21 protein-coding genes are annotated in these 23,237 nt (G+C 60.2%); 10 read left to right on the top strand and 11 right to left on the bottom strand.

The window, feature by feature from the left end; all coding sequences use genetic code 11:
* The first annotated feature begins 154 nt into the window (after positions 1–154).
* Positions 155–1,201, top strand: a complete 1,047-nt coding sequence (locus tag AQ981_RS00715; RefSeq protein WP_058909836.1) for a 3-deoxy-7-phosphoheptulonate synthase — start codon at positions 155–157, stop codon at positions 1,199–1,201.
* A 58-nt stretch (positions 1,202–1,259) separates the two neighbouring features.
* Here AQ981_RS00715 and glpT read toward each other — a convergent pair whose 3' ends face one another.
* Positions 1,260–2,612 carry a glycerol-3-phosphate transporter gene (gene glpT, locus AQ981_RS00710; RefSeq protein WP_058909835.1) on the bottom strand — a complete coding sequence of 451 codons (1,353 nt, stop codon included), beginning with the start codon at positions 2,610–2,612 and terminating at the stop codon, positions 1,260–1,262.
* Between the two features lie 276 nt (positions 2,613–2,888).
* On the opposite strand from glpT, the gene glpA reads away from it, so the two are divergent.
* From glpA to AQ981_RS00665, 9 genes are all read left to right on the top strand, one after another.
* Entirely contained in the window at positions 2,889–4,517 is a 1,629-nt protein-coding gene (glpA, locus tag AQ981_RS00705) for an anaerobic glycerol-3-phosphate dehydrogenase subunit A (RefSeq protein ID WP_058909834.1), read from the top strand.
* Complete coding sequence (gene glpB, locus AQ981_RS00700) at positions 4,507–5,766, top strand: glycerol-3-phosphate dehydrogenase subunit GlpB (RefSeq protein ID WP_058909833.1); 1,260 nt, start codon at positions 4,507–4,509, stop codon at positions 5,764–5,766. The genes glpA and glpB overlap by 11 nt, the downstream gene beginning before the upstream one ends.
* A complete protein-coding gene (glpC, locus tag AQ981_RS00695) occupies positions 5,763–6,962 on the top strand; it encodes an anaerobic glycerol-3-phosphate dehydrogenase subunit GlpC (RefSeq protein ID WP_058909832.1) in 1,200 nt (399 codons plus the stop codon). The genes glpB and glpC overlap by 4 nt, the downstream gene beginning before the upstream one ends.
* 151 nt (positions 6,963–7,113) lie before the next feature.
* A complete protein-coding gene (hemP, locus tag AQ981_RS00690) occupies positions 7,114–7,287 on the top strand; it encodes a hemin uptake protein HemP (RefSeq protein ID WP_071608788.1) in 174 nt (57 codons plus the stop codon).
* Between the two features lie 74 nt (positions 7,288–7,361).
* The gene (locus AQ981_RS00685; RefSeq protein WP_058909830.1) at positions 7,362–9,338 is read left to right on the top strand and encodes a TonB-dependent hemoglobin/transferrin/lactoferrin family receptor; all 1,977 of its coding nucleotides are present in this window, start codon (positions 7,362–7,364) and stop codon (positions 9,336–9,338) included.
* Between the two features lie 43 nt (positions 9,339–9,381).
* Positions 9,382–10,416 carry a hemin-degrading factor gene (locus AQ981_RS00680; RefSeq protein ID WP_058909829.1) on the top strand — a complete coding sequence of 345 codons (1,035 nt, stop codon included), beginning with the start codon at positions 9,382–9,384 and terminating at the stop codon, positions 10,414–10,416.
* A complete protein-coding gene (locus AQ981_RS00675; RefSeq protein ID WP_058909828.1) occupies positions 10,413–11,231 on the top strand; it encodes a heme/hemin ABC transporter substrate-binding protein in 819 nt (272 codons plus the stop codon). The genes AQ981_RS00680 and AQ981_RS00675 overlap by 4 nt, the downstream gene beginning before the upstream one ends.
* The gene (locus AQ981_RS00670; RefSeq protein WP_058909827.1) at positions 11,228–12,223 is read left to right on the top strand and encodes a FecCD family ABC transporter permease; all 996 of its coding nucleotides are present in this window, start codon (positions 11,228–11,230) and stop codon (positions 12,221–12,223) included. Before AQ981_RS00675 ends, AQ981_RS00670 begins: the two co-directional genes overlap by 4 nt.
* Positions 12,223–13,011, top strand: a complete 789-nt coding sequence (locus AQ981_RS00665) for a heme ABC transporter ATP-binding protein (RefSeq protein ID WP_058909826.1) — start codon at positions 12,223–12,225, stop codon at positions 13,009–13,011. The genes AQ981_RS00670 and AQ981_RS00665 overlap by 1 nt, the downstream gene beginning before the upstream one ends.
* Here the strand turns inward: AQ981_RS00665 and selO are convergent.
* From selO to pheS, 10 genes are all read right to left on the bottom strand, one after another.
* Entirely contained in the window at positions 13,008–14,456 is a 1,449-nt protein-coding gene (selO, locus tag AQ981_RS00660) for a protein adenylyltransferase SelO (RefSeq protein WP_058909825.1), read from the bottom strand. The genes AQ981_RS00665 and selO overlap by 4 nt on opposite strands.
* A gap of 61 nt (positions 14,457–14,517) precedes the next feature.
* The gene (locus AQ981_RS00655) at positions 14,518–15,240 is read right to left on the bottom strand and encodes an EAL domain-containing protein (RefSeq protein WP_058909824.1); all 723 of its coding nucleotides are present in this window, start codon (positions 15,238–15,240) and stop codon (positions 14,518–14,520) included.
* A gap of 144 nt (positions 15,241–15,384) precedes the next feature.
* On the bottom strand, positions 15,385–16,359 hold the full coding sequence (locus tag AQ981_RS00650) for a LacI family DNA-binding transcriptional regulator (RefSeq protein ID WP_338031291.1): 975 nt from the start codon (positions 16,357–16,359) through the stop codon (positions 15,385–15,387).
* Positions 16,360–16,495: 136 nt separating this feature from the next.
* Positions 16,496–16,963, bottom strand: a complete 468-nt coding sequence (locus tag AQ981_RS00645) for an NlpC/P60 family protein (RefSeq protein WP_058909822.1) — start codon at positions 16,961–16,963, stop codon at positions 16,496–16,498.
* 82 nt (positions 16,964–17,045) lie between these two features.
* Complete coding sequence (gene btuD / locus AQ981_RS00640; RefSeq protein ID WP_058909821.1) at positions 17,046–17,789, bottom strand: vitamin B12 ABC transporter ATP-binding protein BtuD; 744 nt, start codon at positions 17,787–17,789, stop codon at positions 17,046–17,048.
* A complete protein-coding gene (locus tag AQ981_RS00635; RefSeq protein ID WP_058909820.1) occupies positions 17,790–18,341 on the bottom strand; it encodes a glutathione peroxidase in 552 nt (183 codons plus the stop codon).
* A gap of 32 nt (positions 18,342–18,373) precedes the next feature.
* Positions 18,374–19,354, bottom strand: a complete 981-nt coding sequence (btuC, locus tag AQ981_RS00630) for a vitamin B12 ABC transporter permease BtuC (protein WP_058909819.1) — start codon at positions 19,352–19,354, stop codon at positions 18,374–18,376.
* Between the two features lie 102 nt (positions 19,355–19,456).
* Positions 19,457–19,756, bottom strand: coding sequence for an integration host factor subunit alpha (gene ihfA, locus AQ981_RS00625; protein WP_058909818.1), 300 nt, complete (start codon positions 19,754–19,756; stop codon positions 19,457–19,459).
* A 4-nt stretch (positions 19,757–19,760) separates the two neighbouring features.
* Positions 19,761–22,148 carry a phenylalanine--tRNA ligase subunit beta gene (pheT, locus tag AQ981_RS00620; RefSeq protein ID WP_058909817.1) on the bottom strand — a complete coding sequence of 796 codons (2,388 nt, stop codon included), beginning with the start codon at positions 22,146–22,148 and terminating at the stop codon, positions 19,761–19,763.
* A 15-nt stretch (positions 22,149–22,163) separates the two neighbouring features.
* A complete protein-coding gene (gene pheS, locus AQ981_RS00615; protein WP_058909816.1) occupies positions 22,164–23,147 on the bottom strand; it encodes a phenylalanine--tRNA ligase subunit alpha in 984 nt (327 codons plus the stop codon).
* Positions 23,148–23,237: the final 90 nt, after the last annotated feature.

Raw genomic sequence — 23,237 nt, 5'->3', positions numbered from 1 at the left:
CTAGTACAAAGGTGCGATTAAATATGTTAGGGTGTCCGGCATACGGCAGATGAATCTGTCCCCGCGCTTGAATTTGGCATGGATTGGTTTATCGTGATCGCCATCACTTCCCGCCATACCTGGCGCCGCGAAGCACCTGTTTCTGAGACACCCAATGAATAAAACCGATGAATTGCGCACCGCGCGCATAGAAAACCTGATCACCCCGGCGGAGCTGGCGCAGCGCAGCCCGGTTTCCCCGGCGGTGGCTGAGCACGTCACGCTTTCCCGGCGGCGCATTGAAAAGATTCTTTACGGCGACGATGCGCGCCTGCTGGTGATTATAGGTCCCTGTTCGATTCACGATCCCGACGCCGCGCTGGACTATGCGCGGCGCATTCGGACCATGCGCGACCGCTACCAGTCGCGGCTGGAAATCGTCATGCGCACCTACTTTGAAAAACCGCGCACCGTGGTGGGCTGGAAAGGGCTGATTTCCGATCCCGATCTCAACGGCAGCTACCGGGTTAACCACGGCATCGAACTGGCCCGGCGCCTGCTGCTACAAATCAACGAAATGGCCGTCCCGACCGCCACCGAATTTCTCGATATGGTCATCGGCCAGTATCTTGCCGATCTGATCAGTTGGGGGGCCATCGGCGCCCGCACCACCGAAAGCCAAATCCACCGGGAAATGGCATCGGCGCTCTCCTGCCCGGTGGGATTCAAAAACGGCACCGACGGCAATATTCGTATCGCTATCGACGCCATTCGCGCCTCGCGGGCCAGCCATATGTTCCTTTCCCCGGATAAGCACGGCCAGATGACCATCTACCAGACCAGCGGCAATCCATATGGCCATGTGATTATGCGCGGCGGTAAAACCCCGAATTACCATGCCGCGGATATCGCCGCCGCCTGCCAGTCGCTGGCCGAGCACGATCTGCCGCAGCGCCTGGTGGTGGATTTCAGCCACGGCAACTGCCAGAAGCAGCACAAACGTCAGTTGCAGGTCGGGGAAGAGATCTGCCGGCAGATTCGCGCCGGTTCGCGGTCGGTCGCCGGCATTATGGCGGAAAGTTTCCTACAGGAAGGGACCCAGCCTATCATCGCCGGCCAGCCGCTGACCTGGGGCCAGTCGATCACCGACCCATGCCTGAACTGGGAAGATAGCGAAACGCTGCTGGCGATGCTTGCCGATACGGTGGAGAGCCGCTTCTGAAAACATCAGCCCCCGCAGCACAGTGCGGGGGCTGACAGGGTAACGCGAAGGGCGTCTTTTAACCGCGGTTAGCCGTCATCTCTTCATGATGCTTTTTCTCGCCGATCATCACCACGATCAGCAGGAGTACCGCCAGCACACTGCCGCCGATCATCACGATAAAGCCGCCGTCCCAGCCAAAGAAGTCAACGGTATAACCCACAATGGCGCTGGCCGCCACCGACCCGCCCAGATAACCGAACAGCCCGGTAAAGCCCGCCGCCGTACCCGCCGCTTTCTTCGGCGCCAGTTCCAGCGCATGCAGACCAATCAGCATCACCGGACCGTAAATCAGGAAGCCGATCACGATCATACAGGCCATATCTACCCCCGGGTTGCCCGGCGGGTTGAGCCAGTACACAACGGTGGCGATAGTCACCAGAATCATAAAGAACACCCCGGTCGCGCCGCGGTTGCCTTTAAACACTTTATCCGACATCCAGCCGCAGATTAGGGTGCCCGGAATACCGGCATATTCGTACAGGAAGTAAGCCCAGGAGGATTTATCCAGCGCGAAGTGTTTCACCTCTTTCAGGTAGGTCGGCGACCAGTCGAGGATGCCGTAGCGCAGCAGGTAAACAAACACGTTGGCGATGGCGATGTACCACAGCAGGCGGTTCGGGAACACATACTGCATGAAAATCTGCTTCGCCGTCAGTTCCTGTTCGTCTTTCTCGCTGTAGTCGTCCGGATAGTCGTTTTTGTACTCCTCAATCGGCGGCAGACCGCAGGACTGCGGGGTATCGCGCATCAGAGCGAAGGCGATGAGCGCCACCAGAATCGCCGCGAAAGCTGGCATATACAGCGCCGCGTGCCAGTCGTTAAACCAGGCCATCCCAAGCAGGAACAGCAGTGGCGGGATACCGCCGCCGACGTTATGGGCGCAGTTCCATACCGATACAATACCGCCGCGCTCTTTCTGGGACCACCAGTGCACCATGGTGCGCCCGCACGGCGGCCACCCCATCCCCTGGAACCAGCCACAGAAAAACAGCAGCACAAACATGACCATAATGCTGGAGGTTGCCCAGGGCACAAAGCCCATAAACAACATCACCGCAGAAGCCAGAATCAACCCGGCCGGCAGGAAAATGCGCGGATTCGAGCGATCAGAAACCGATCCCATAATGAATTTCGAAAATCCATACGCAATCGAGATACCGGACAAAGCGAAACCGAGATCGCCACGGGAGAAGCCCTGTTCCACCAGATACGGCATGGCCAGCGCAAAGTTTTTACGCACCAAATAGTAAGCGGCGTAACCAAAAAAGATCCCCATGAAAATTTGCCAACGCAGACGGCGATAGACCGGATCGACCTGGTCGGCGGGGAGCCGAGCTTTGTGCGCTGCGGGTCGGAAGATACTCAACATAAAAGCCTCCGTGGCCGTTTTTTAAAATTATCAATAAAACAGATAAAGAAAAATAAACCATTCGCAATGTTCATATTTCCGGCCTGATAGTAGATAAACGCCACCGCACATACTGTGAAACATCGCACAGAATGTTACGGATTTATTTCAAACGAACATAAAATGAGCACAACATCACAATTTATTTTCGTTTTCACTCAAAAACGCGCTATATCAAACAATCCGCAGTAAAAGTGTGGCTTAATAAGGAAGATTTTTCGTTCCGGAGGAATAACGATGGTGAATTTCGACCATACTGATGCCGACGTCATCATCATTGGCGGCGGAGCCACAGGGGCTGGAATGGCCAGGGATTGCGCGCGGCGCGGCTTACGGGCGATTCTGCTGGAGCGCCACGATATCGCGACCGGCGCCACCGGGCGCAACCACGGCCTGCTGCACAGCGGCGCGCGTTACGCTGTCACCGATAGCGAATCCGCGCGCGAATGTATCGAAGAGAACCGCATTCTCAAGCGTATCGCCCGCCACTGTATTGAATCTACCGACGGCCTGTTCATTACCCTGCCGGAAGACGATCTGGCCTGGCAGAGTACCTTTATCAGCGCCTGCCAGCAGGCCGGCATCGATGCCAAGGCTATCGACCCGCAGGAGGCTCTGCGCATTGAACCCGGCGTCAATCCTGAACTGACCGGCGCGGTGCGAGTGCCTGACGGCACCGTCGATCCTTTCCGTCTCACCACCGCCAATATGCTCGACGCCAGAGAGCACGGAGCGCGAATATTTACCCATCATGAGGTTACCGGGCTGTTACGCGCCGGCGATCGCGTAACCGGCGTGCGCGTTTTCGACCACCAGCAGCGCATCACCCGGGAAATCCATGCTCCGGTGGTGGTGAATGCCGCCGGTATCTGGGGGCAGCATATCGCCGAATACGCCGAATTGAGCGTACGTATGTTCCCGGCCAAAGGAGCGCTGCTGATTCTCGGCCACCGCATTAATCAACACGTAATTAATCGCTGCCGTAAACCCGCCGACGCCGATATTCTGGTACCGGGCGATACCATTTCGCTGATCGGGACCACCTCGACCCACATTGATTATGACCAGATCGACAATACCCGGGTGACGGCGCAGGAAGTGGATATTTTGATCCGCGAAGGGGCCAGGCTGTCGCCGCGCATGCTATCCACGCGTATTTTGCGTGCCTATGCCGGCGTGCGGCCGCTGGTAGCCAGCGACGACGATCCCAGCGGGCGCAACGTCAGCCGCGGTATCGTACTGCTCGATCACGCCGCCCGGGACGGTCTGGAAGGCTTTATCACCATTACCGGCGGTAAGCTGATGACCTATCGCCTGATGGCGGAATGGGCCACCGACGCGGTATGTAACAAGCTCGGCAATACCACCCGGTGTACCACCGCCAGCGAACCGCTGCCCGGCTCCCGGGAAAGCAGTGAAAAAACGCTGCAAAAAATCATCTCCCTGCCCGCTCCGTTGCGCGGCTCGGCGGTCTATCGCCACGGCGACCGGACGGCAAACTGGCTGCACGATGACAAAGCAGGCCGGAGTCTGGTGTGCGAATGTGAGTCGGTGAGCGCCGGCGAAGTACATTATGCGGTACAGACGCTGGGGGTCCACTCGCTCTCCGATTTGCGCCGCCGCACCCGGGTAGGAATGGGGCCCTGCCAGGGGGAGCTGTGCGCCTGCCGGGCCGCCGGCCTGTTGCAGCGTTTCAACGTCGCCACGGCACAACAGTCGATCGCGCAGCTATCGCAATTTCTGAATGAACGCTGGAAAGGTATTCAACCGGTGGCCTGGGGAGATGCGCTGCGTGAAAGCGAATTCACCCGCTGGGTTTACCAGGGGCTGTGCGGCCTGGAGGAGGAAGAGCACGATGAAATTTGATGCGATAATCACCGGCGGCGGACTGGCCGGTTTGATGTGCGGCATTCGTCTCGCCGAAGCCGGTAAGCGCTGCGCCATTGTCAGCCGCGGGCAGAGCGCGCTGCTTTTCTCCTCCGGCTCGCTGGATCTGCTGTCGCGTCTGCCGGACGGCCAGCCGGTCACCGATATCCGGGCCGGTCTGGAAACGCTGAGCCGCCAGGCGCCGCAGCATCCCTATTCACTGCTCGGCGCCGATCGGGTTTTCGGTTACGCCGCCGACGCTGCCGCCTTACTCGCACGCTGCGGGCTGACGCTACAGGGCGAAACGGCCCTCAGTCACCAGCGCCTGACGCCGCTGGGCACCACCCGCGGCGCCTGGCTAAGCCCGCCGGAAGTCCCGCGCCAGCCCCTGGCGTGGCGGGATGTAACCATCGCGGGCATCGCCGGATTTCTCGATTTTCAGCCAGAGTTTGTCGCCAGTTCGCTGGCGAAGCGCGGCATTGTCACCCGTACTGCGGAATTACAGCTACCGGCTCTCGACCCGCTGCGCCTGCACGCCGGTGAGTTCCGCGCCGTACATATCGCCCGTAACCTCGAACAGCCGGACGTGCTGGCCGCGCTGGTTGAGGAACTGCTGCCGCTGGCCCGGGACACCGATGCTCTGCTGATGCCCGCCTGCCTCGGGCTGGAAGATGACCAGCAGTGGCACTGGCTGAACCAGCAACTCCCCTGCCCGCTGTATCTGCTGCCAACCCTGCCGCCTTCGGTACCGGGGCTGCGGATGCAGCGCGCCCTGGAGCGGCGCTTTCGCGCGCTGGGCGGCACGCTGATGCCCGGCGACGAAGTGCGGCGCATCACCGTCAACCCAGGCGAACCGATTGCCGTGGAAACCCGCAATCACGGCGATATCACCCTGCGCAGCCAGCATGTGGTGCTGGCCAGCGGTAGTTTCTTCAGTAATGGATTAATTGCCGATCGCAGCGGGGTACGCGAAGCGATCATGGGACTGGACGTGGCACAGAGCGCCAGCCGCAGCGACTGGTATCAGACCGATTTCTTTAAACCTCAACCCTGGCAGCAGTTCGGGGTTCAGGTGGATGCCCGCCTGCAGCCGACCCTTCGCGGCGCGGCGCAACCCGGGCTGCTGGCGATTGGTTCAGTACTCGCCGGCTATGATCCTATCGCTCAGGGCTGCGGCGGCGGCGTTTGCGCCGTCACGGCGCTGCATGCCGCAGAGCGCATCCTCGGCGCCGGAGGAACAGAGTTATGAAAGGTTTCAATGACAACAGCTTTGAAAGCTGCATCAAATGCACTATCTGCACCACCGCCTGCCCGGTCAGCCGGGTGAACCCCGCCTACCCGGGCCCCAAGCAGGCCGGGCCGGACGGCGAGCGCCTGCGCCTGAAGGACGCGGCGTTATACGACGAAGCCCTGAAATATTGCACTAACTGTAAACGCTGCGAGGTTGCCTGCCCGTCCGACGTCAACCCGGGAGACATTATCCAGCGCGCCCGGGCGAAGTACGCCACCCGGCAGTTTTCCCTGCGCGACACCATCCTCAGCCATACCGATCTGATGGGGTCGGTCTCCACGCCATTCGCGCCGCTGGTCAACGCAACGACCGCCCTGCAGCCGGTGCGCAAACTGCTGGACAGCGCGCTGCGCATCGATCACCGGCGCACGCTGCCGAAATATTCCTTCGGCACTTTTCGCCAGTGGTATCGCCGTCAGGCCAGCGCTCAGGCGCGCTTCAGCGAACAGGTGGCGTTTTTCCACGGTTGCTACGTGAATTACAACAACCCGGCGCTGGGCAAAGCGCTGCTCGCCATTTTTAATGCCCTTGGCATCGGGGTGCAGTTACTGAAAAAAGAGAAATGCTGCGGCGTTCCGCTGATCGCCAACGGCTTTATTGAAAAAGCGCAGAAGCAGGCGCGCTGTAACGCTCAGGCATTGTCGGAGGCTATCGAACAACGCCATCTGCCGGTAATCGCCACCTCGTCCACCTGCACTTTCACCCTGCGCGATGAATACCCCAACGTGCTGGATGTCGATACCACGCCGCTGCGCGATCGGATTGAGCTGGCCACCCGCTACCTGTGGCGTTTGCGCGAGCAGGGCCGCTCGCTGCCGCTGAAAACCACCCCGCTGAAAGTGGTGTATCACACTCCCTGCCATATGGAAAAACTGGGCTGGTCGGTGTATACCCTGGAGCTGTTGCGCGCGATCCCCGGTCTGGAACTACAAGTGCTGGATTCACAGTGCTGCGGCATCGCCGGCACCTACGGATTTAAATCCGAAAACTACCCCACCGCTCAGGGAATTGGCGCGCCGCTGTTCCGGCAAATTGAAAGCAGTGGCGCGGATCTGGTGATCACCGACTGCGAAACCTGCAAGTGGCAGATTGAAATGTCCACCAGCAAACGCTGCGAACACCCGCTGACGCTGTTGGCCCAGGCGCTGCAATAGCCGCTTTGCTGCTGAGATCAAATTACCGACCATGTCCCACCTGGGGGGTAATTTGATCTCTTCACAATTTCATCACAGATATGTCTTGATGCTGGCGCGCCATTTGTTGATAATGATTATCATTGTCATAATGAAAATTATTTAAATGCTTATGGAAAAGATTATCTCCGGCGGAAAGCCACATGCGTCCTGGACAAACCCGGCGCCGCGCCAGATAGACAGTAAAACCTTATTAGGCGATGAAGACCGGATCATCATTAGCCATGAAGGTCAGCATTATGTTCTGCGCCAGACTCAGGCGGGGAAACTGATTCTGACTAAATAATAACCCCTTGCCAGCCACCCAGGTCATCCCCAGGCAGCCAGCACTTTCTTAATTTTCATTCAGGAGAGTTGCTTATGCTTCCGCACAGCAGCGGACTTCGTGTGTCCGCCCTTGCCTTCGCCATCACCTCCGGCTGTGCCTGGTCGGCCGACGAAGACCAGATGACTATCACCGCCACCGGCAACGTTCGCAGTAGCTTTGAAGCGCCGATGATGGTCAGCGTGATTGATGCCAACAGCCCGCAGGGAGAAACCGCCAGCTCCGCCGCCGACATGCTGCGCAGCGTACCCGGCATCACCCTTGACGGTACCGGCCGCACTAACGGTCAGGACATCAACCTGCGCGGATACGATCGCCGCGGCGTACTGGTACTGGTGGATGGCGTACGCCAGGGAACCGATACCGGGCATCTGAACAGTACCTTCCTCGATCCGGCGTTAATCAAACGCGTTGAAGTGGTGCGCGGTCCGTCGGCGCTGCTGTACGGCAGCGGCGCCCTCGGCGGCGTGGTGGCGTTTGATACCGTCGACGCCGCCGATCTGCTGGAAAACGGGCGCAGCAGCGGCTATCGGGTATTCGCCAGCGGCGCGACCGGGGACCATAGCCTCGGCACGGGCGTCAGCGCTTTTGGTCGCGGCGACCAGCTCGACGGCCTGCTCGCCTGGTCAGGGCGCGATCGCGGCGACCTGCGCCAGAGCGACGGTTTCAGCGCCCCGAATGATGAAAACATCAATAATATGCTGGCCAAAGGCACCTGGCGTCCCGATAGCGGTCAATCCCTGAGCGGCTCATTACGTTACTACAACAACCGCGCTCAGGAGCCGAAAAACCCGCAGACCAGCGCGGCATCAGGCCCCAGCAACCCGATGGTCGATCGTTCCACCATCCAGCGCGACGCCCAACTGAAATACCGGCTCAGCCCACAGGATAACGACGGCTTAAATGCCGACCTCACCACCTACTGGTCGCAAGCGCGGATTAACGCCCGGACCGCGGCAAACCGCAGCGAATTTCGCACACAGACCACCAAAGGCGTGCGGCTGGAAAACCGCAGCCAGTTATTCAGCGCCAGTCCCGCCAGCCACCTGCTGACCTGGGGCGGGGAATATTACCGCCAGCAGCAGCGACCGGACGGCGCCGCCAGCGGTTTTCCGGACGCCAGAATTAATTTCAGCTCCGGCTGGCTGCAGGATGAAATCACTCTGCGCAATCTGCCAATCTCAGCGATCGCTGGCGCCCGCTACGACAACTATCGCGGCAGCAGCAGCGGCTATGCCGACGTTGATGCCGATAAATGGTCTTCCCGGGCGGCGCTGTCCATCACGCCAACGGACTGGCTGATGATGTTTGGCTCCTATGCCCAGGCCTTCCGGGCGCCGACCATGGGCGAGATGTATAACGACGCGAAACATTTCTCCATCGGCAGCTTCTACACGAACTACTGGGTGCCAAATCCGGCGTTGCGGCCGGAAACCAACGCCACTCAGGAGTACGGCCTCGGACTGCGTTTCGACAACCTGATGCTTGACAACGATGGTCTGGAGCTGAAAGCCAGCTACTTTGACACCCGGGCCAAAGACTATATCGCCACTCAGGTCAATTTCGCCAAAGCCACCACCATGTCTTACAACGTTCCGCGGGCGAAGATCTGGGGCTGGGACGTGATGGCCAAATACAGCGCCGATCCATTCAGCCTGCAACTGGCCTGGAACCGCACCCGCGGTAAAGACACCGCCACCGGCGAGTGGATCTCAAGCCTCAATCCGGACACCGTCACCAGCCAGTTGGATATTCCGCTGGCGCACAGCGGTTTTTCCGTGGGCTGGAACGGTATTTATGCGGCGCGATCCCACCATATCAGCAGCAGTTACCGCGAGCAGCCCGGCTACGCGGTCCACGATTTCTATGTCAGCTACCGCGGGCAGCAAAGCCTGCAGGGCCTGACCACCACGCTGGCGCTCGGCAATGCGTTTGATAAACGTTACTGGTCGCCGCAGGGTATCCCCCGGGACGGCCGCAGCGGCAAAGTGTTCATCAGCTATCAATGGTAATCAGTAGCCCCGCGGCGGCGGGGCATGTAAGAAGGACGAAACCATGCATCATCATTACCACGCCTGGCTGGCGCTCAGGCAGCAACACCCGGAATTATATGCCCGCGATATCGCCGCTCTGATGCACATCAGCGAAGGCGAACTGGCGCATCTGCGCGTCGGCCACGACGCCTGGCGGCTACACGGCGCGACGCGCGATATCCTTGCTGCGCTGGAAAAGGTCGGCGAAACCAAATCAATTTGCCGCAACCCGTACGCCGTCCACGAGCAGGTGGGGCAATATACTCATCAGCACCTCAGCGGCCACGCGGGTCTGATCCTTAACCCCGGTGCCCTGGATCTGCGGCTATTCCTTAATCAGTGGGACAGCGCGTTCCATATCCGTGAAACCACCACCAACGGCGAGCGCCAGAGCCTGCAATTTTTCGATTGCCAGGGAGATGCGGTGCTGAAAGTTTACGTTACCGATAAGACCGACTTGCGCGCGTGGGGAGATGTGCTGGCACGCTTTATCCATGCCGATAATCCCCCGCTGGCGCTGACCAGCCCGCCGGATAGCGCCGAACGCCACGCTCTGCCGGATGCCGTCCGGGTGGACAGCGAGTGGCGCGCCATGACCGACGTCCATCAATTTTTTGGCTTGCTTAAACGCCACGATCTCTCGCGCCAGCAGGCGTTTCGTCTGGTGGGCGACGACCTGGCCTGGCAAGTGGATAACCATGCGCTGGCGCAGGTGTTCAGCCAGGCGCAGCAGGATCGCAACGCGATTATGATTTTTGTCGGCAACCGCGGCTGTGTACAGATTTTCACCGGCGCGATAGAGCGTCTGCTGCCCATGAAGGGCTGGCTGAATATCTTTAACCCCGCTTTCACGCTACACCTGATGGACAACGCGATTGCCGAAAGCTGGGTAACCCGTAAGCCGACGGCGGACGGCCATGTCACCAGTCTGGAGTTGTTCGCCGCCGACGGTACGCAAATCGCACAGTTATATGGCCAGCGTAGCGAAGGCCAGCCCGAACAGATACGCTGGCGCCAGCAAGTAGAGGCGCTGGTCCATAAAGGGCAGCCGGCATGAAGCGGCTACTGATTGCGCTGCTGTGTCTGCCGCTGCTGGCGTGGTCGACGCCGCCGCGGGTAGTCTCGCTGGGCGGCGATGTGACGGAGATCGTCTGGGCGCTGGGGGCCGGCGATACGCTGGTGGCGCGCGACAGTACCAGCCTGCAACCGCAGGCGGTCAAAGCGCTGCCGGATGTCGGCTATTTGCGCCAGCTTAATGCCGAGGGCATTCTCGCCATGCGCCCGACGCTGGTGCTGGCCAGCGCCCAGGCGCAGCCATCGCTGGCGCTGAAACAGGTTCAGGACAGCAACGTGCCGGTCGTCACCGTACCTGCGTCACTCAGCCCGGCGGCGATTAGCGAGAAAATTGCCGTTATTGCCGCCGCTCTGGGCAAAACCGACGCTGGAGAACAGCTGATCACCGGTCAACAAAAGCTGATCGATGCCCTGCCGCGCCGGGCGCTGAACGTCAGAGTGCTGTTTATCATGAGTCACAGCGGTATCAACGCGATGGCCGCCGGTAGTGATACCGCCGCCGACGCCGCCATCCGCGCCGCCGGGCTGACCAATGCGCTGGCGAATATCCGCCGCTACCAGTCGCTGTCCCGCGAAGGGGTCATTACCAGCCGCCCGGACCTGATCGTGGTGGGCGCAGACGGCCTGCGGACACTGGGCGGTGAGAACGGCGTACTGGCCCTGCCGGGGGTTGAACACACGCCAGCCGGAAAACATGGCCGCATCATGGTGGTCGATGAGGTGGCGCTGCTGGGCTTTGGCCTCCGGACTGCGCAAACCATCCTCACCCTGCGCCGCCAGGCGGAGGCGCTGAGGTGAGCTCGCGTCGTTACCCGGCCACACGTCTTACCCTGCTGGCTGTCGCCCTGCTGCTGCTCGGGCTGCTCGCCGCCAGCCAGGGGGCGATGCGCCTGCCGCTGAATGTCGCCTGGGGCGCGGCGGACGACAGCCTGCGCCACATCTGGTGGCAGATTCGACTGCCCCGGGTGCTGCTGGCGGTTCTGGTGGGCGGCGCGCTGGCGCTCTCCGGCTGTGTGATGCAGGGGGTGTTCCGAAATCCGCTGGCCGATCCCGGTCTGCTGGGCATCAGCAGCGGCGCAGCGCTGGCGGTAGGGATCGCCGTGGTACTGTTGCCCGCCCTGCCCGCTACGCTACAGCTGTGGCTGCCGATGCTGGCGGCCTTCGCTGGTAGTCTCGGCGTAACGCTGACGATTTTCATGCTCTGCCGCCGGGCCAGTCTCTCACTGGCGACCCTGCTGCTGATGGGGATCGCCATCAATGCGCTCGCTGGCGCGGCGCTCGGGGTACTGTCATGGATCAGTAACGATCAGCAACTGCGTCAACTCTCTTTGTGGGGAATGGGCAGCCTCGGTCAGGCCCGGTGGGCAATGCTGGCGGCCTGCGCCGCGCTGATGATACCGGCGATGCTGGTAGTGCTGCGTCAGGCGGCGGCTCTCAACCTGCTACAGACCGGCGATGAAGAAGCCTGGTATCTGGGCGTCAATGTCGCGCGGGTCCGCCTGTGGCTGCTGACCGGCAGCGCGCTGCTGGTGGCGGGCGCGGTGGCGGTCAGCGGAGTGATCGGCTTTATCGGACTGGTCATTCCCCATCTGCTACGGTTGTTCGGCGGCGCCGATCACCGCTGGTTACTGCCCGGCGCCGCACTGGCCGGCGCGATGTTACTGCTCGGCGCCGATACTCTGGCGCGCACCGCCGTGGCGCCAGCGGAAATGCCGGTCGGCCTGCTCACCAGCCTGCTGGGCGGTCCCGGCTTCCTGTGGCTGATCTACCGCCAGCGTCGGGGGCGGTAATGAGTATCTCCTGCCTTGAAGCGCGCGGGTTACGCTTTCAACCCGGCGATCGACCGCTGATTGACGATCTCTCCCTGACGCTACCTCCCGGCGAAATGATGGCGCTGATTGGCCCCAACGGCGCCGGTAAATCAACGCTGCTGCGTCTGTTAAGCGGTTTTATCACCCCGGATAGCGGCGAATGCCGGCTCAACGGGCGACCTCTGACGCACTGGGATACCCGGGAGCTGGCGCGCCAGCGCGCCGTCATGCGCCAGCACAGCCAGATGGCCTTCTCCTGGCCGGTGGAAGAGGTTATCGCCATGGGGCGCGCCCCGTGGAACGACGCGGTATCCGCGCCATTACTGGATGAAATAATGACCGTCAGTGGATGCGCGGCGCTGGCGGGACGCGATGTGCGCCAGCTTTCCGGCGGCGAGATGCAGCGGGTCCAGTTGGCCCGGGCGCTGGCCCAGCTCTGGCAGGCGGACGGTCCCCGCGGCTGGCTGTTCCTTGATGAGCCGACGTCAGCCCTCGATCTGCACTATCAGCAGCATACGCTGGGACTACTGAAACGCCTGACCGCCGCTGGCGGCCTGCACGTATGCATCATTATTCACGACCTCAACCTGGCCGCTTTGTGGGCAGACCGCCTGGTCCTGCTGCACGCCGGACGTATTGTCGCCGATGGTTCACCGGGCGCAGTACTGGAAACCGGGCGGATCCACCACTGCTACCAGGCGGATGTTCACCTGACCACCCACCCGGAATACCCGGTTCCGCAAATCCTGCTGCGCCGGGAGGGTTAGCTGGAACAACTCACCTCCAGGCGCTTGCCCCAGTCCGGCGGACGGCGGGTGTAATCGTCATCGCGATCGGCGAACGGATCGCTTAACGCCTGCTCAAGGCGCGCCAGTTCGCCGCTGTCCCCCTGCTGCGCGGCGTCGATAGCCCGCTGCGCCAGCCAGTTGCGCAGTACCAGCGCCGGGTTAACCTGCTTCATGGCGTACTGGCGCTCGCTGTCGTCAATCTGTTCATCCTGCAGGCGCTGACGATAGCGCCCGAACCAGCTGTCGAAAGCGGCGCGGTCGATAAACTCATCGCGCAACGCTGAGGCACTGTCACGCTGTTGCGTCTCGCTCAGCAACCGGAAAGTGCGGGTATAATCGCTCCCCTCTTTCTCCATCAGACTGAACAGCTCCGTCAACAGGGTATTATCCCCGTGGCGCGGGGTCAGGAAGCCCAGTCGGGCGCGCATCCGCTCCCCCCACCGGGCCTGTAATACCTCCTGATAGAGATCCAGTCCTTCGTTCAGCCATTCTGGCGAGATAAACGGCGACAGCGTTTGCGCAAAACGCTGCAGATTCCACAGTCCTACCGCCGGCTGGTTATCGAAAGCATAGCGCCCCTGGTAGTCAGAGTGATTGCAGATAAAACCGGGCTGGTAGTCGTCGAGAAAACCGAACGGACCGTAATCGATAGTCAGGCCCAGCAGCGACATATTGTCGGTGTTCATTACCCCGTGGGCAAATCCTATGCTTTGCCAGGCGGCAATTAGCGCGGCGGTTCGCGCCACCACATCCCGGAACCACAGCACATAGCGATCCGGCTCCTGCGCCAGTTCCGGCCAGTGATGGGTAATCGCGTAGTCCGCCAGTTGGCGGACTTTTTCCGGCTCGCGGCGGTAGTAGAAGTGTTCAAAGTGGCCGAAGCGCAGGTGGCTGGCGGCAATACGCATCAGCATTGCGCCATGTTCCACGCTTTCCCGCTGTACCGGGGTCTGACTGGTGACGATGGTCAGCGCCCGGGTGGTGGGGATCCCCAGACCGTGCATCGCCGCGGAGGCCAGATACTCGCGCACCGTAGAGCGCAATACCGCACGGCCATCACCCATTCGTGAATACGGGGTCAGCCCGGCGCCTTTCAGATGCCAGTCAACCTTTTCCCCGCCAGGCGTCCGCTGCTCGCCAAGCAGGATCCCGCGTCCATCCCCTAACTGCCCGGCCCAGACCCCGAACTGATGGCCGCTGTAAACCTGTGCCAGCGGCGCCATGCCCGGCAGCAGCGCTTCGCCGCCCCACACGCCGGCGGCATCCGGCGCATCATTAAACTGTGTCTCATCCAGCCCCAACTCGGCCGCCAGCGCCCGGTTGTACCACAGCAAACGCGCCTGGCGCAGCGGTGTAGGCTGCTGCGCGCTATAAAATCCCGGCAGCTCGTTGCGCCAGGTATTGTCGAAATGCGGTGATGTCATGGTCCCTCCTGGCGCCAGTGTAGTGCCTTCGGGACGCGGCAAACACGGAGAAGATGGAGGGTTATTGTTGCGCCTGCCCGAAGCGGCGTAAAAAAGACTGCGCTTCCAGCGGCGGCCACAGCGCCCCCTGCATCGCGCCGAACCCGGCGCCGAGCACCCGGCGACGCGCGACATCGCTGTCAATACCGTCTACCACCATTAGCGGGCAACTGGGGGTAATCTGTAGCACCAGCGCACGCATAAACGGCTCAAACGATGGGCGAGCCATCCGTTTACGGACAAAGCTTTTATCCAGAGTAACGCGCTGGAACAGACCGTCAAATACGGCCCGGCAGGGCGCGATTCCGGCGCCGAAGCGCGTCAACGCCAGCGGGAACTGTTGACTTAAACGGCGTAACAGGCGGTGATGACGCCCTTCGCCCAACCCCGGAAAGTCTTCACCGATCGCCAGTTGTACAAAGTCCAGCCGACCCAGACGAGCCGCCAGCCCATGATTCAACAGCAGAGTTTGCGCCATCACCTCGCCAATCACCACGCTGACCGTCAGACCGCGGCGCTGAAAAATCGCCGCGCCGGCCTCCAGACGCATTAATTGCTTATCGAATAACCTGCCCTGCTGCGCTGGCGTCAGTTGATGCAGCGCCAGTTCGGCGGGCATGCACACCGAACCGTGCCGATCGGTAAAATGCGCCACGCAATCCACACCAGCCAGCGCGCCCCCGGGGTAATGCCAGGGGCTGAACCACAGCTGTAGCTGGAAAACCCTATCGTGTATGACAAACATACCGCTCCTCCGCTGCAGGAACGTTCAGGCCCAGCCATGGCCAATAAATTAAGCGGCAGACAAACAGCGCCAGCAGCGAATATATTTACCGCTTGTATATGATATTTTCAGATTATCCTGGCGCGGAAAAACTGACCAGTGCTTCTACAGGGTTCGCACTGAATCACGTTCAATAATTTGAGGGCGGAAAACCTGAACCGCCAGTTCCGGCCGGAGCAGTTTGCGGGTGGCGTAGCGCGCCATTTCATCGATGGGGAAGTGAACGCTGGTCAACGCCGGGCGCACAAATGCCGCGCGCTCGCCGCTGTCATAACAGATACAGGAGATATCCGCCGGGATTTTCAGCCCCGCTTCGGTGATAGCCAGCATCGCCCCGACCGCCATCTCTTCATTACAGCAGTACACCGCGGTAGGCTGCGCCAGACGCAAAATTTCCTGCATCCGCATATAGCCGCTCTGGATGTCATACTCGCCCGGCAGGCAGGCCACCGGCGTCAGACGCGCTTCCGCCATGGCGTCGATAAACCCCTGACGGCGCAACAGGCTGGAAATACGGGTTATTGGACCGAACAGACAGGCTACCTGCTGATGGCCTTTGGCGATGAAATAGCGGGTCGCCAGATAACTGGCGAGGCGATGGTCGAATACCACACAGCGCTCTTCAAGACCGGACACCAGTCTGTCGAGCAGAATAAAGTGACGCCCTTCCCGGGCCAGATGAAGAATGGCTTCATCGGGCAGCGCCCGCAGATGAATCAGCAGTCCATCACAGCGAAAGTTGTACAGTTGGCGCACCGCCTGAAGCTCTTTTTCCGCCGTCCCGCGCCCCTGAGTGACCAGCAGTTGTTTACCGTGCAGATCGGTCTCCGTCTGGACGGTATCCATCAGGGTTGCGAAAAAACCGCCGCGGTAGGAGCTGGTGACCAGTCCGATGGTGTGGCTCTGGCTGGAGGCCAGCGCCCGGGCCGCCGGGTTAGGCGCATAATTCAGGGCGGCGATCGCTTCTTCAACCCGCTGCCGGGTTTGCGGCTTAACTTTATTGTCGCCATTTACCACCCGGGATACGGTAGCCCGGGAAACGCCGGCATACGCGGCCACATCTTCCAGTGTGATCATCAGAGACTCTCTGAACAGTGAGGATCGACCCACGATATTAACCGATTTTTTGCCGGGCGCAGGAAGAATGAGAAAATGCGCCGCCTGCCCGGCAAAATAACCGATTGCCCGTCGCGGTGACGGGCGAGGAGATGCGGCATCAGATGCGCCGCGCCTGCCAGAATTTATTGCGCCAGTAGCTGTTATTCAGCGAGGAACGCACCACGCCCTGGCTGGTCGACGCGTGGATAAACTGGTTGTCGGTATCGTAAATCCCCACGTGCAGCCCGTTTTCACCGGAGCCGGTTTTGAAAAAGACCAGGTCGCCGGGCAGCAGTTGTTCTTTATCGATGCGGGTGCCGATTTCCGCCTGGGCGCTGGTCATGCGCGGCAGTTGCAGGGCGAATTTATCGCGGAAAGTGACCAGCACAAAACCAGAACAGTCCACGCCGCGCGAGCTCATGCCGCCATAGCGATAAGGCGTGCCGTACCAGGTCGTCAACTGATCGTTGAGCTGGGCGATAACCATGATTGAATCCGACAACCGCGCATTCGGCGGTGGAGCGCTACGGTGGCTGCTACAGCCCGCCAGGGTCAGCATAGCCACCAGCAATAACCAGTACCTCATCGTCGGGCTATCCCTCTGGTTTTATGGTTCCGATCGCCCTAATTTATCCCGCAGCCGCCGTAGCCGCAAGTTTGCGAAGCCATCAGGGTGACGCGATCAGCATGTTATGCCCATCCACGGCGACCCGGCGGAAGGCGATGTGATAAGCCTGTTGCAGATTGTGCGCCGTCAGAACTTCATCCGCCGCCCCCTGCGCCACCATCTTCCCGCCGCGTAATAGCCATACCCGATCGGCATGACGCAGCGTATGGTTAAGATCGTGACTGCTCATCACCACGGCAATGCCGGCGGCGCACAGCCCCTGTAGCTGCCGGTCCAGCGCCGCCTGCTGGGCGACATCAAGACTGTTCATCGGTTCATCAAGCAACAACAGGCCGCCCTGCGAATGACAGCGCGGATGGATTTGCAGCAGTACCGCCGCCAGACGCACCCGCTGCCATTCACCGCCGGAAAGATGGTTTACCGGGCGGGTTAATTTATCGCTCAGCCACAGGGCTTCCGCCTGCGCCAGCAGGGGCGCATCGTCGCTGTCCGGCGGCATATGCAGCCGCAGAAAGTGCCAGACCGGCATAGCGAACGGCGGCGCCTGGTGCTGGATAAGAAACGCGCGCCGCCGCGCCAGCGCCGTTCCGGACCAGTCATCCAGCGGCCGGCCGTCGAGCCGGGCCTCGCCCTCCCCGTCAGCCATCCCCGCCATGCGCGCCAGCAGCGTGCTTTTCCCGGCGCCGTTCGGCCCCACCAGATGAACCAGTTCACCGGGGCGCACCTGAGCGTTAATCGGCCCCAGCCGCCCGCTCACGCCAATATTGCGCAGATCCAGCAGCATTTACTGCGCCAGCGCCTGCTTAATGGCATCCACAATAGCGGGATCCTCCGGGGTCATATCCGGGGAAAAGCGCTGAATCACCTTGCCGTCGCGGCCTGTCAGGAACTTTTCAAAATTCCATAAAATGTCCCCCGCCTGCGCCGGCGCCCGCCCTTTACTGACCATCCGCTGGTAGAAACCACTCTCCGGCGGCGCTATCGCCTGCGGCGCGGCTGAGATCAGCTTCTGATACAGCGGATGGCGCTGCTCGCCGTTTACTTCGATCTTACTGAACATTGGAAAGGTGACGCCGTAAGTGGTGCTACAGAAGGTTTTGATTTCGGCCTCGCTGCCCGGCTCCTGGCCGAGAAACTGGTTACAGGGGAATCCCAGCACCGCAAACCCCTGTTCCTGCCAGGCTTCATGAATATTTTCCAGTTGTTGATACTGAGGCGTCAGGCCACACTGCGACGCCACGTTGACAATCAGTAAAACCTTGCCCTGCCAGCGCTCGAGGGTGGTGTGTTCGCCGTCAATGGTGGTGACTGCGGTATTCAGAATACTGGCGCTCATGATTCCTCCGTAAGAATGAATAAATGACGCGGTTAGCGTCGGGCTCTTAATAGTAGCCAGATAAACACCGGCGCGCCCAGCGTCGCCGTCACAACGCCAATCGGCAGTTCCGCCGAGCTGAGGGCCAGCCGGGCGGCGACATCGGCCAGCAGCAGGACCGTTCCCCCGGCCAGCGCGCAGGCGGGCAACAGCACGCGATGATCGGTCAGTCCGCACAGCCGAAGAATATGCGGCACCACCAGGCCAATAAACCCGATGGCTCCGGCCAGCGCGACGCTCACCCCCACCAGCCAGCCGGTAGCGGTCACCAGAATATTTCGCCACAGCCAGACCGGCAGCCCGAGCTGGCGAGCCGAACTCTCCCCCAGCGCCAGCATATTGAGCACCGGCGACAGGCGACACAGCCAGAGTAGTACCGGTAGCAGCGCCGCCATCAGCCACACTTGACGCCAGTCCACCCCGCCGAAGCCCCCCATCATCCAGTACATCAACTGGCGTAAATCGAGGCTGGAGCTGAAGTAAACCGCCCAGGTCATCAGGGCGCTACAAATAATCCCCAGCGCCACGCCGGCCAGTAACAGCCGGCTGGTGGAGATATGACGACGGGCAAAACGCAGTAATATGAAGGTGATAGTCAGCGCGCCGACAATCGCACACAGCCCGAGCGCCCAGCCGGGTAAGGTCCCTTTGCCGAACAGTACCCCGGCCACCAGCGCCACGCCAGCGCCGTTCGACACCCCCAGCAGCCCGGGTTCGGAAAGCGGATTTTCAAACAGCGCCTGCATCACCGCCCCGGTCACCGCCAGCGAGGCGCCCACCAGCAGTACCGCCAGCATGCGCGGCAGGCGAATCTGCCAGACAAATAGCTGTCCTTCGCCGCTCAGCCAGCGCCACGGCGCGATCCACAGGTCGCCGGCGCACAGGCTGAGCGTGCCGGTCAACAACATCAGTAGCGTCAGCGCCGCCAGCCAGCGACGCTCGCGGCAGCGCTGTTCCATGACAAATGCAAGCATTGGGTGTTCCGTCATAAGCACAGGCGTTTGATATTACGAATTATTCTGGCAGAGGCAAAGCAAGAAAAAGGCCGCTTGCGCGGCCTTTTGAGTTACGTCAGATTAATCGCTTTTCGGCGTTGCGTTTTCAACCCGGCTTTTCAGCTTTTGCCCGGGTCTGAAGGTCACCACCCGGCGAGCCGTAATGGGAATATCCTCTCCCGTCTTCGGATTGCGCCCGGGACGTTGGTTTTTATCGCGCAAGTCAAAGTTACCAAAACCAGAAAGCTTAACTTGTTCACCATTTTCCAGAGCGCGACGGATCTCTTCGAAAAACAGCTCTACCAGCTCTTTGGCGTCCCGCTTGCTAAGTCCAAGCTTATCAAACAGATATTCTGACATTTCAGCTTTTGTAAGCGCCATAGGTTCAATCCCTCAATGATGCCTGGAATCGCTCTTTTAGTGCCTCTACGCATTTTGCAACCGTAGCGGCAATCTCCTCTTCCTCGAGTGTACGGTAGGTATCCTGAAGGATCAGGCTAATTGCCAGGCTCTTGTAACCTTCAGCAACGCCCTTACCGCGGTACACGTCAAATAAGTTTACGCCAACTACCTGATTTACGCCAACTTTCTTACATTCGGTTAAAATATCCGCTGCGCAGACGTTTTCAGCCACTACCACAGCGATATCGCGGCGGTTTGCCGGGAAGCGAGAAACCTCGTGAGCCTGAGGCACCACGCGCTCTGCAAGCTTGTCCCAGAGCAGCTCGAACACCAGCGTGCGGCCATTCAGATCCAGCTTACGCTCCAGTTCCGGATGGATAACGCCGATGAATCCTACCCGCTCGCCGCCGAGGTAAATCGCCGCCGACTGCCCCGGATGCAGAGCCGCCGTCGATTCCGCACGGAATTCAATTTCGGATAATTTACCGGTAAGTTCCAGAATTGATTCCAGATCGCCTTTCAAATCATAGAAATCAACGCTGTTTTTCGCCAGATCCCAGTGCTCTTCATAGCGATTACCGCAAATCGCCCCGGCCAGCATCAGCTGCTGGCGGATACCTAAATCCGCCTGCTCGTCGGGCACAAAACGCAAACCGGACTCAAAAATACGCACCCGGTTTTGCTGGCGGTTCTGGTTGTAAACCACCGTCCCCAGCAGACCGCTCCACAGGGAAAGGCGCATTGCCGACATTTCGCTGGAGATCGGACTTGGCAGCATCAGCGCCTGTTGCTGCGGGTGCAGCAGTTGCTGAACTTTCGGATCCACAAAGCTGTAAGTGATGACTTCCTGGTAGCCTTTATCTACCAGCATGGTTTTTACGCGCTTCAGGGACAGCCCGGCTTCGCGATGGTCGCCCATCACCAGCCCGGCCTGAATCGGCTGATTGGGGATATTGTCATAACCGTAAATACGGGCGACTTCTTCCACCAGATCCTCTTCAATCTCCATATCGAAACGCCAGCTCGGCGCCACCGCCTGCCACTCCCCCTGGCCTTCGGTCACTTCACACCCCAGGCGGCGCAAAATATCGCTGACCTGCTCATCGGCAATATGATGACCGATCAGGCGGTCCAGCTTGCTGCGGCGCAGAGTGATTGTCGCCGGCTTCGGCAGATGCGTTTCGCTGGTAACGTCAATAACCGGCCCCGCCTCACCGCCGCAAATATCAATAAGCAGCGCGGTTGCCCGCTCCATCGCTTTGTATTGCAGCGCTGAATCGACACCGCGCTCATAGCGGTGCGACGCATCGGTATGCAGACCATGGCGGCGCGCACGTCCGGTGATCGCCAGCGGACTGAAGAAGGCGCTTTCCAGCAGCACATTACGCGTTGCGCCGTTAACGCCCGAGAATTCGCCGCCGAAAATACCGCCCATGGCCAGCGCTTTGTTATGGTCGGCGATAACCAGAGTATCGGCATTCAGGGTCGCTTCACTGCCGTCCAGCAGCACCAGTTTCTCCCCTTCTTCCGCCATCCGCACCACAATACCGCCGGCAATTCTGTCGAGATCGAAGGCGTGCATCGGCTGGCCCAGTTCCAGCAGAACGTAGTTGGTCACGTCCACTACCGCATCGATAGATCGGATACCGCAGCGACGCAGTTTCTCTTTCATCCACAGCGGCGTCGGCGCACTGACATTAATGCCTTTCACGACCCGGCCAAGGTAGCGCGGACAGGCCTGCGGCGCATCAACGCGAATCGGCAACGTGTCGCTGATAGCCGCAGTCACCGGGGCGATTTGCGGCGCGTTCAGCGGCTGGCGATTCAGTACCGCTACATCGCGGGCCACGCCGATAATCCCCAGACAGTCGGCGCGGTTCGGAGTCACGCTGATTTCAATAGTGGTATCGTTGAGTTTCAGGTATTCGCGGATGTCGGTACCGATCGGCGCATCCGCCGGCAGTTCGATAATACCGCTGTGATCGTCGGAAATGCCCAGCTCGGAGAATGAGCACAACATACCTTCAGACGGTTCGCCGCGCAGTTTCGCCGCTTTGATTCTGAAATCGCCTGGCAGCACCGCGCCAATAGTGGCTACTGCGACTTTTAACCCTTTGCGGCAGTTCGGGGCGCCGCAAACAATGTCCAGCAGACGCTCGCCGCCGACATTGATTTTAGTGACGCGCAGTTTATCGGCGTTGGGGTGCTGAGCGCACTCTACCACTTCACCGACCACCACGCTGTTGAACGCGCCGGCCACCGGCTCCACGCCGTCCACTTCCAGACCTGCCATGGTGATTTGACCACAGAGCGCTTCGCTATCGATAGCCGGATTCACCCATTCGCGTAACCACAGTTCACTGAATTTCATTGGTTTATCCTGCCCTTATTTAAACTGTTTGAGGAAACGTAAATCATTTTCGAAGAAAGCGCGCAGATCGGTGACGCCATAGCGCAGCATGGTCAGACGCTCCATCCCCATCCCGAACGCAAACCCGGAGTAGATTTCCGGATCGATGCCGACGTTACGCAATACGTTCGGATGCACCATGCCGCAACCCAGCACCTCCAGCCACTTGCCGTTTTTACCCATCACATCCACTTCCGCGGATGGCTCGGTAAACGGGAAGTAAGAAGGACGGAAGCGTACCTGCAGATCTTCTTCAAAGAAGTTGCGCAGGAAATCATGCAGCGTCCCTTTCAGGTTGGTGAAGTTGATGTTGGTATCGACGATCAGCCCTTCCATCTGATGGAACATCGGAGTGTGGGTCTGATCGTAGTCGTTACGATATACCCTTCCCGGAGCAATAATACGGATTGGCGGCTGCTGATTCGCCATGGTGCGGATCTGCACGCCGGAGGTCTGGGTGCGTAGCAAACGGGTGGCGTCAAACCAGAATGTGTCGTGGTCGGCGCGCGCCGGGTGGTGTCCCGGGATATTCAGGGCATCGAAGTTATGGTAGTCATCTTCAATTTCCGGACCGGTCGCCACGGTAAAGCCCAGCTCGCCAAAGAAGCTTTCAATACGATCTATCGTACGGGTCACCGGATGCAGACCGCCGTTTTCAATCCGCCGCCCGGGCAGCGTGACATCGATGGTTTCCTGCGCCAGACGGGCGTTCAGCGCCGCGCTTTCCAGATCTGCTTTACGGGCATTCAGCGCCTGCTGTACCTGCTCTTTCGCTTCATTGATCACCGCGCCGGCGGCCGGACGCTCTTCCGGCGGCAGGTCACGCAGGGTCGTCATCTGAAGGGTCAAATGTCCTTTCTTGCCCAGGTATTCGACGCGTACGTTATCTAACGCGGCAACATCTGAAGCATCGTTAATGGCTGCCTTCGCACTGGCAACCAGCTCTGCGAGATGTGACATGGCTTTCCTCGTTGTGTCGGTGAAGACACCGTTTTATGGTCGTTAATTTCCCGCTCGCCAGGCGGCACTGGCCGCAGCCCGGAACCAGAC

The organism is Entomohabitans teleogrylli (assembly GCF_001484765.1).
Taxonomy (GTDB): Bacteria; Pseudomonadota; Gammaproteobacteria; order Enterobacterales; family Enterobacteriaceae; genus Entomohabitans; species Entomohabitans teleogrylli.
This window is presented reverse-complemented; position numbering and strand designations above follow the sequence as displayed.

Excerpts from the sequence above, each read along its gene's own strand:
- AQ981_RS00715 (WP_058909836.1), top strand. The coding sequence starts at position 155 with ATGAATAAAACCGATGAATTGCGCACCGCGCGCATAGAAAACCTGATC.
- glpT (WP_058909835.1), bottom strand. The coding sequence starts at position 2,612 with ATGTTGAGTATCTTCCGACCCGCAGCGCACAAAGCTCGGCTCCCCGCC.
- glpA (WP_058909834.1), top strand. The coding sequence starts at position 2,889 with ATGGTGAATTTCGACCATACTGATGCCGACGTCATCATCATTGGCGGC.
- glpB (WP_058909833.1), top strand. The coding sequence starts at position 4,507 with ATGAAATTTGATGCGATAATCACCGGCGGCGGACTGGCCGGTTTGATG.
- glpC (WP_058909832.1), top strand. The coding sequence starts at position 5,763 with ATGAAAGGTTTCAATGACAACAGCTTTGAAAGCTGCATCAAATGCACT.
- hemP (WP_071608788.1), top strand. The coding sequence starts at position 7,114 with ATGGAAAAGATTATCTCCGGCGGAAAGCCACATGCGTCCTGGACAAAC.
- AQ981_RS00685 (WP_058909830.1), top strand. The coding sequence starts at position 7,362 with ATGCTTCCGCACAGCAGCGGACTTCGTGTGTCCGCCCTTGCCTTCGCC.
- AQ981_RS00680 (WP_058909829.1), top strand. The coding sequence starts at position 9,382 with ATGCATCATCATTACCACGCCTGGCTGGCGCTCAGGCAGCAACACCCG.
- AQ981_RS00675 (WP_058909828.1), top strand. The coding sequence starts at position 10,413 with ATGAAGCGGCTACTGATTGCGCTGCTGTGTCTGCCGCTGCTGGCGTGG.
- AQ981_RS00665 (WP_058909826.1), top strand. The coding sequence starts at position 12,223 with ATGAGTATCTCCTGCCTTGAAGCGCGCGGGTTACGCTTTCAACCCGGC.
- selO (WP_058909825.1), bottom strand. The coding sequence starts at position 14,456 with ATGACATCACCGCATTTCGACAATACCTGGCGCAACGAGCTGCCGGGA.
- AQ981_RS00655 (WP_058909824.1), bottom strand. The coding sequence starts at position 15,240 with ATGTTTGTCATACACGATAGGGTTTTCCAGCTACAGCTGTGGTTCAGC.
- AQ981_RS00645 (WP_058909822.1), bottom strand. The coding sequence starts at position 16,963 with ATGAGGTACTGGTTATTGCTGGTGGCTATGCTGACCCTGGCGGGCTGT.
- btuD (WP_058909821.1), bottom strand. The coding sequence starts at position 17,789 with ATGCTGCTGGATCTGCGCAATATTGGCGTGAGCGGGCGGCTGGGGCCG.
- AQ981_RS00635 (WP_058909820.1), bottom strand. The coding sequence starts at position 18,341 with ATGAGCGCCAGTATTCTGAATACCGCAGTCACCACCATTGACGGCGAA.
- btuC (WP_058909819.1), bottom strand. The coding sequence starts at position 19,354 with ATGCTTGCATTTGTCATGGAACAGCGCTGCCGCGAGCGTCGCTGGCTG.
- ihfA (WP_058909818.1), bottom strand. The coding sequence starts at position 19,756 with ATGGCGCTTACAAAAGCTGAAATGTCAGAATATCTGTTTGATAAGCTT.
- pheT (WP_058909817.1), bottom strand. The coding sequence starts at position 22,148 with ATGAAATTCAGTGAACTGTGGTTACGCGAATGGGTGAATCCGGCTATC.
- pheS (WP_058909816.1), bottom strand. The coding sequence starts at position 23,147 with ATGTCACATCTCGCAGAGCTGGTTGCCAGTGCGAAGGCAGCCATTAAC.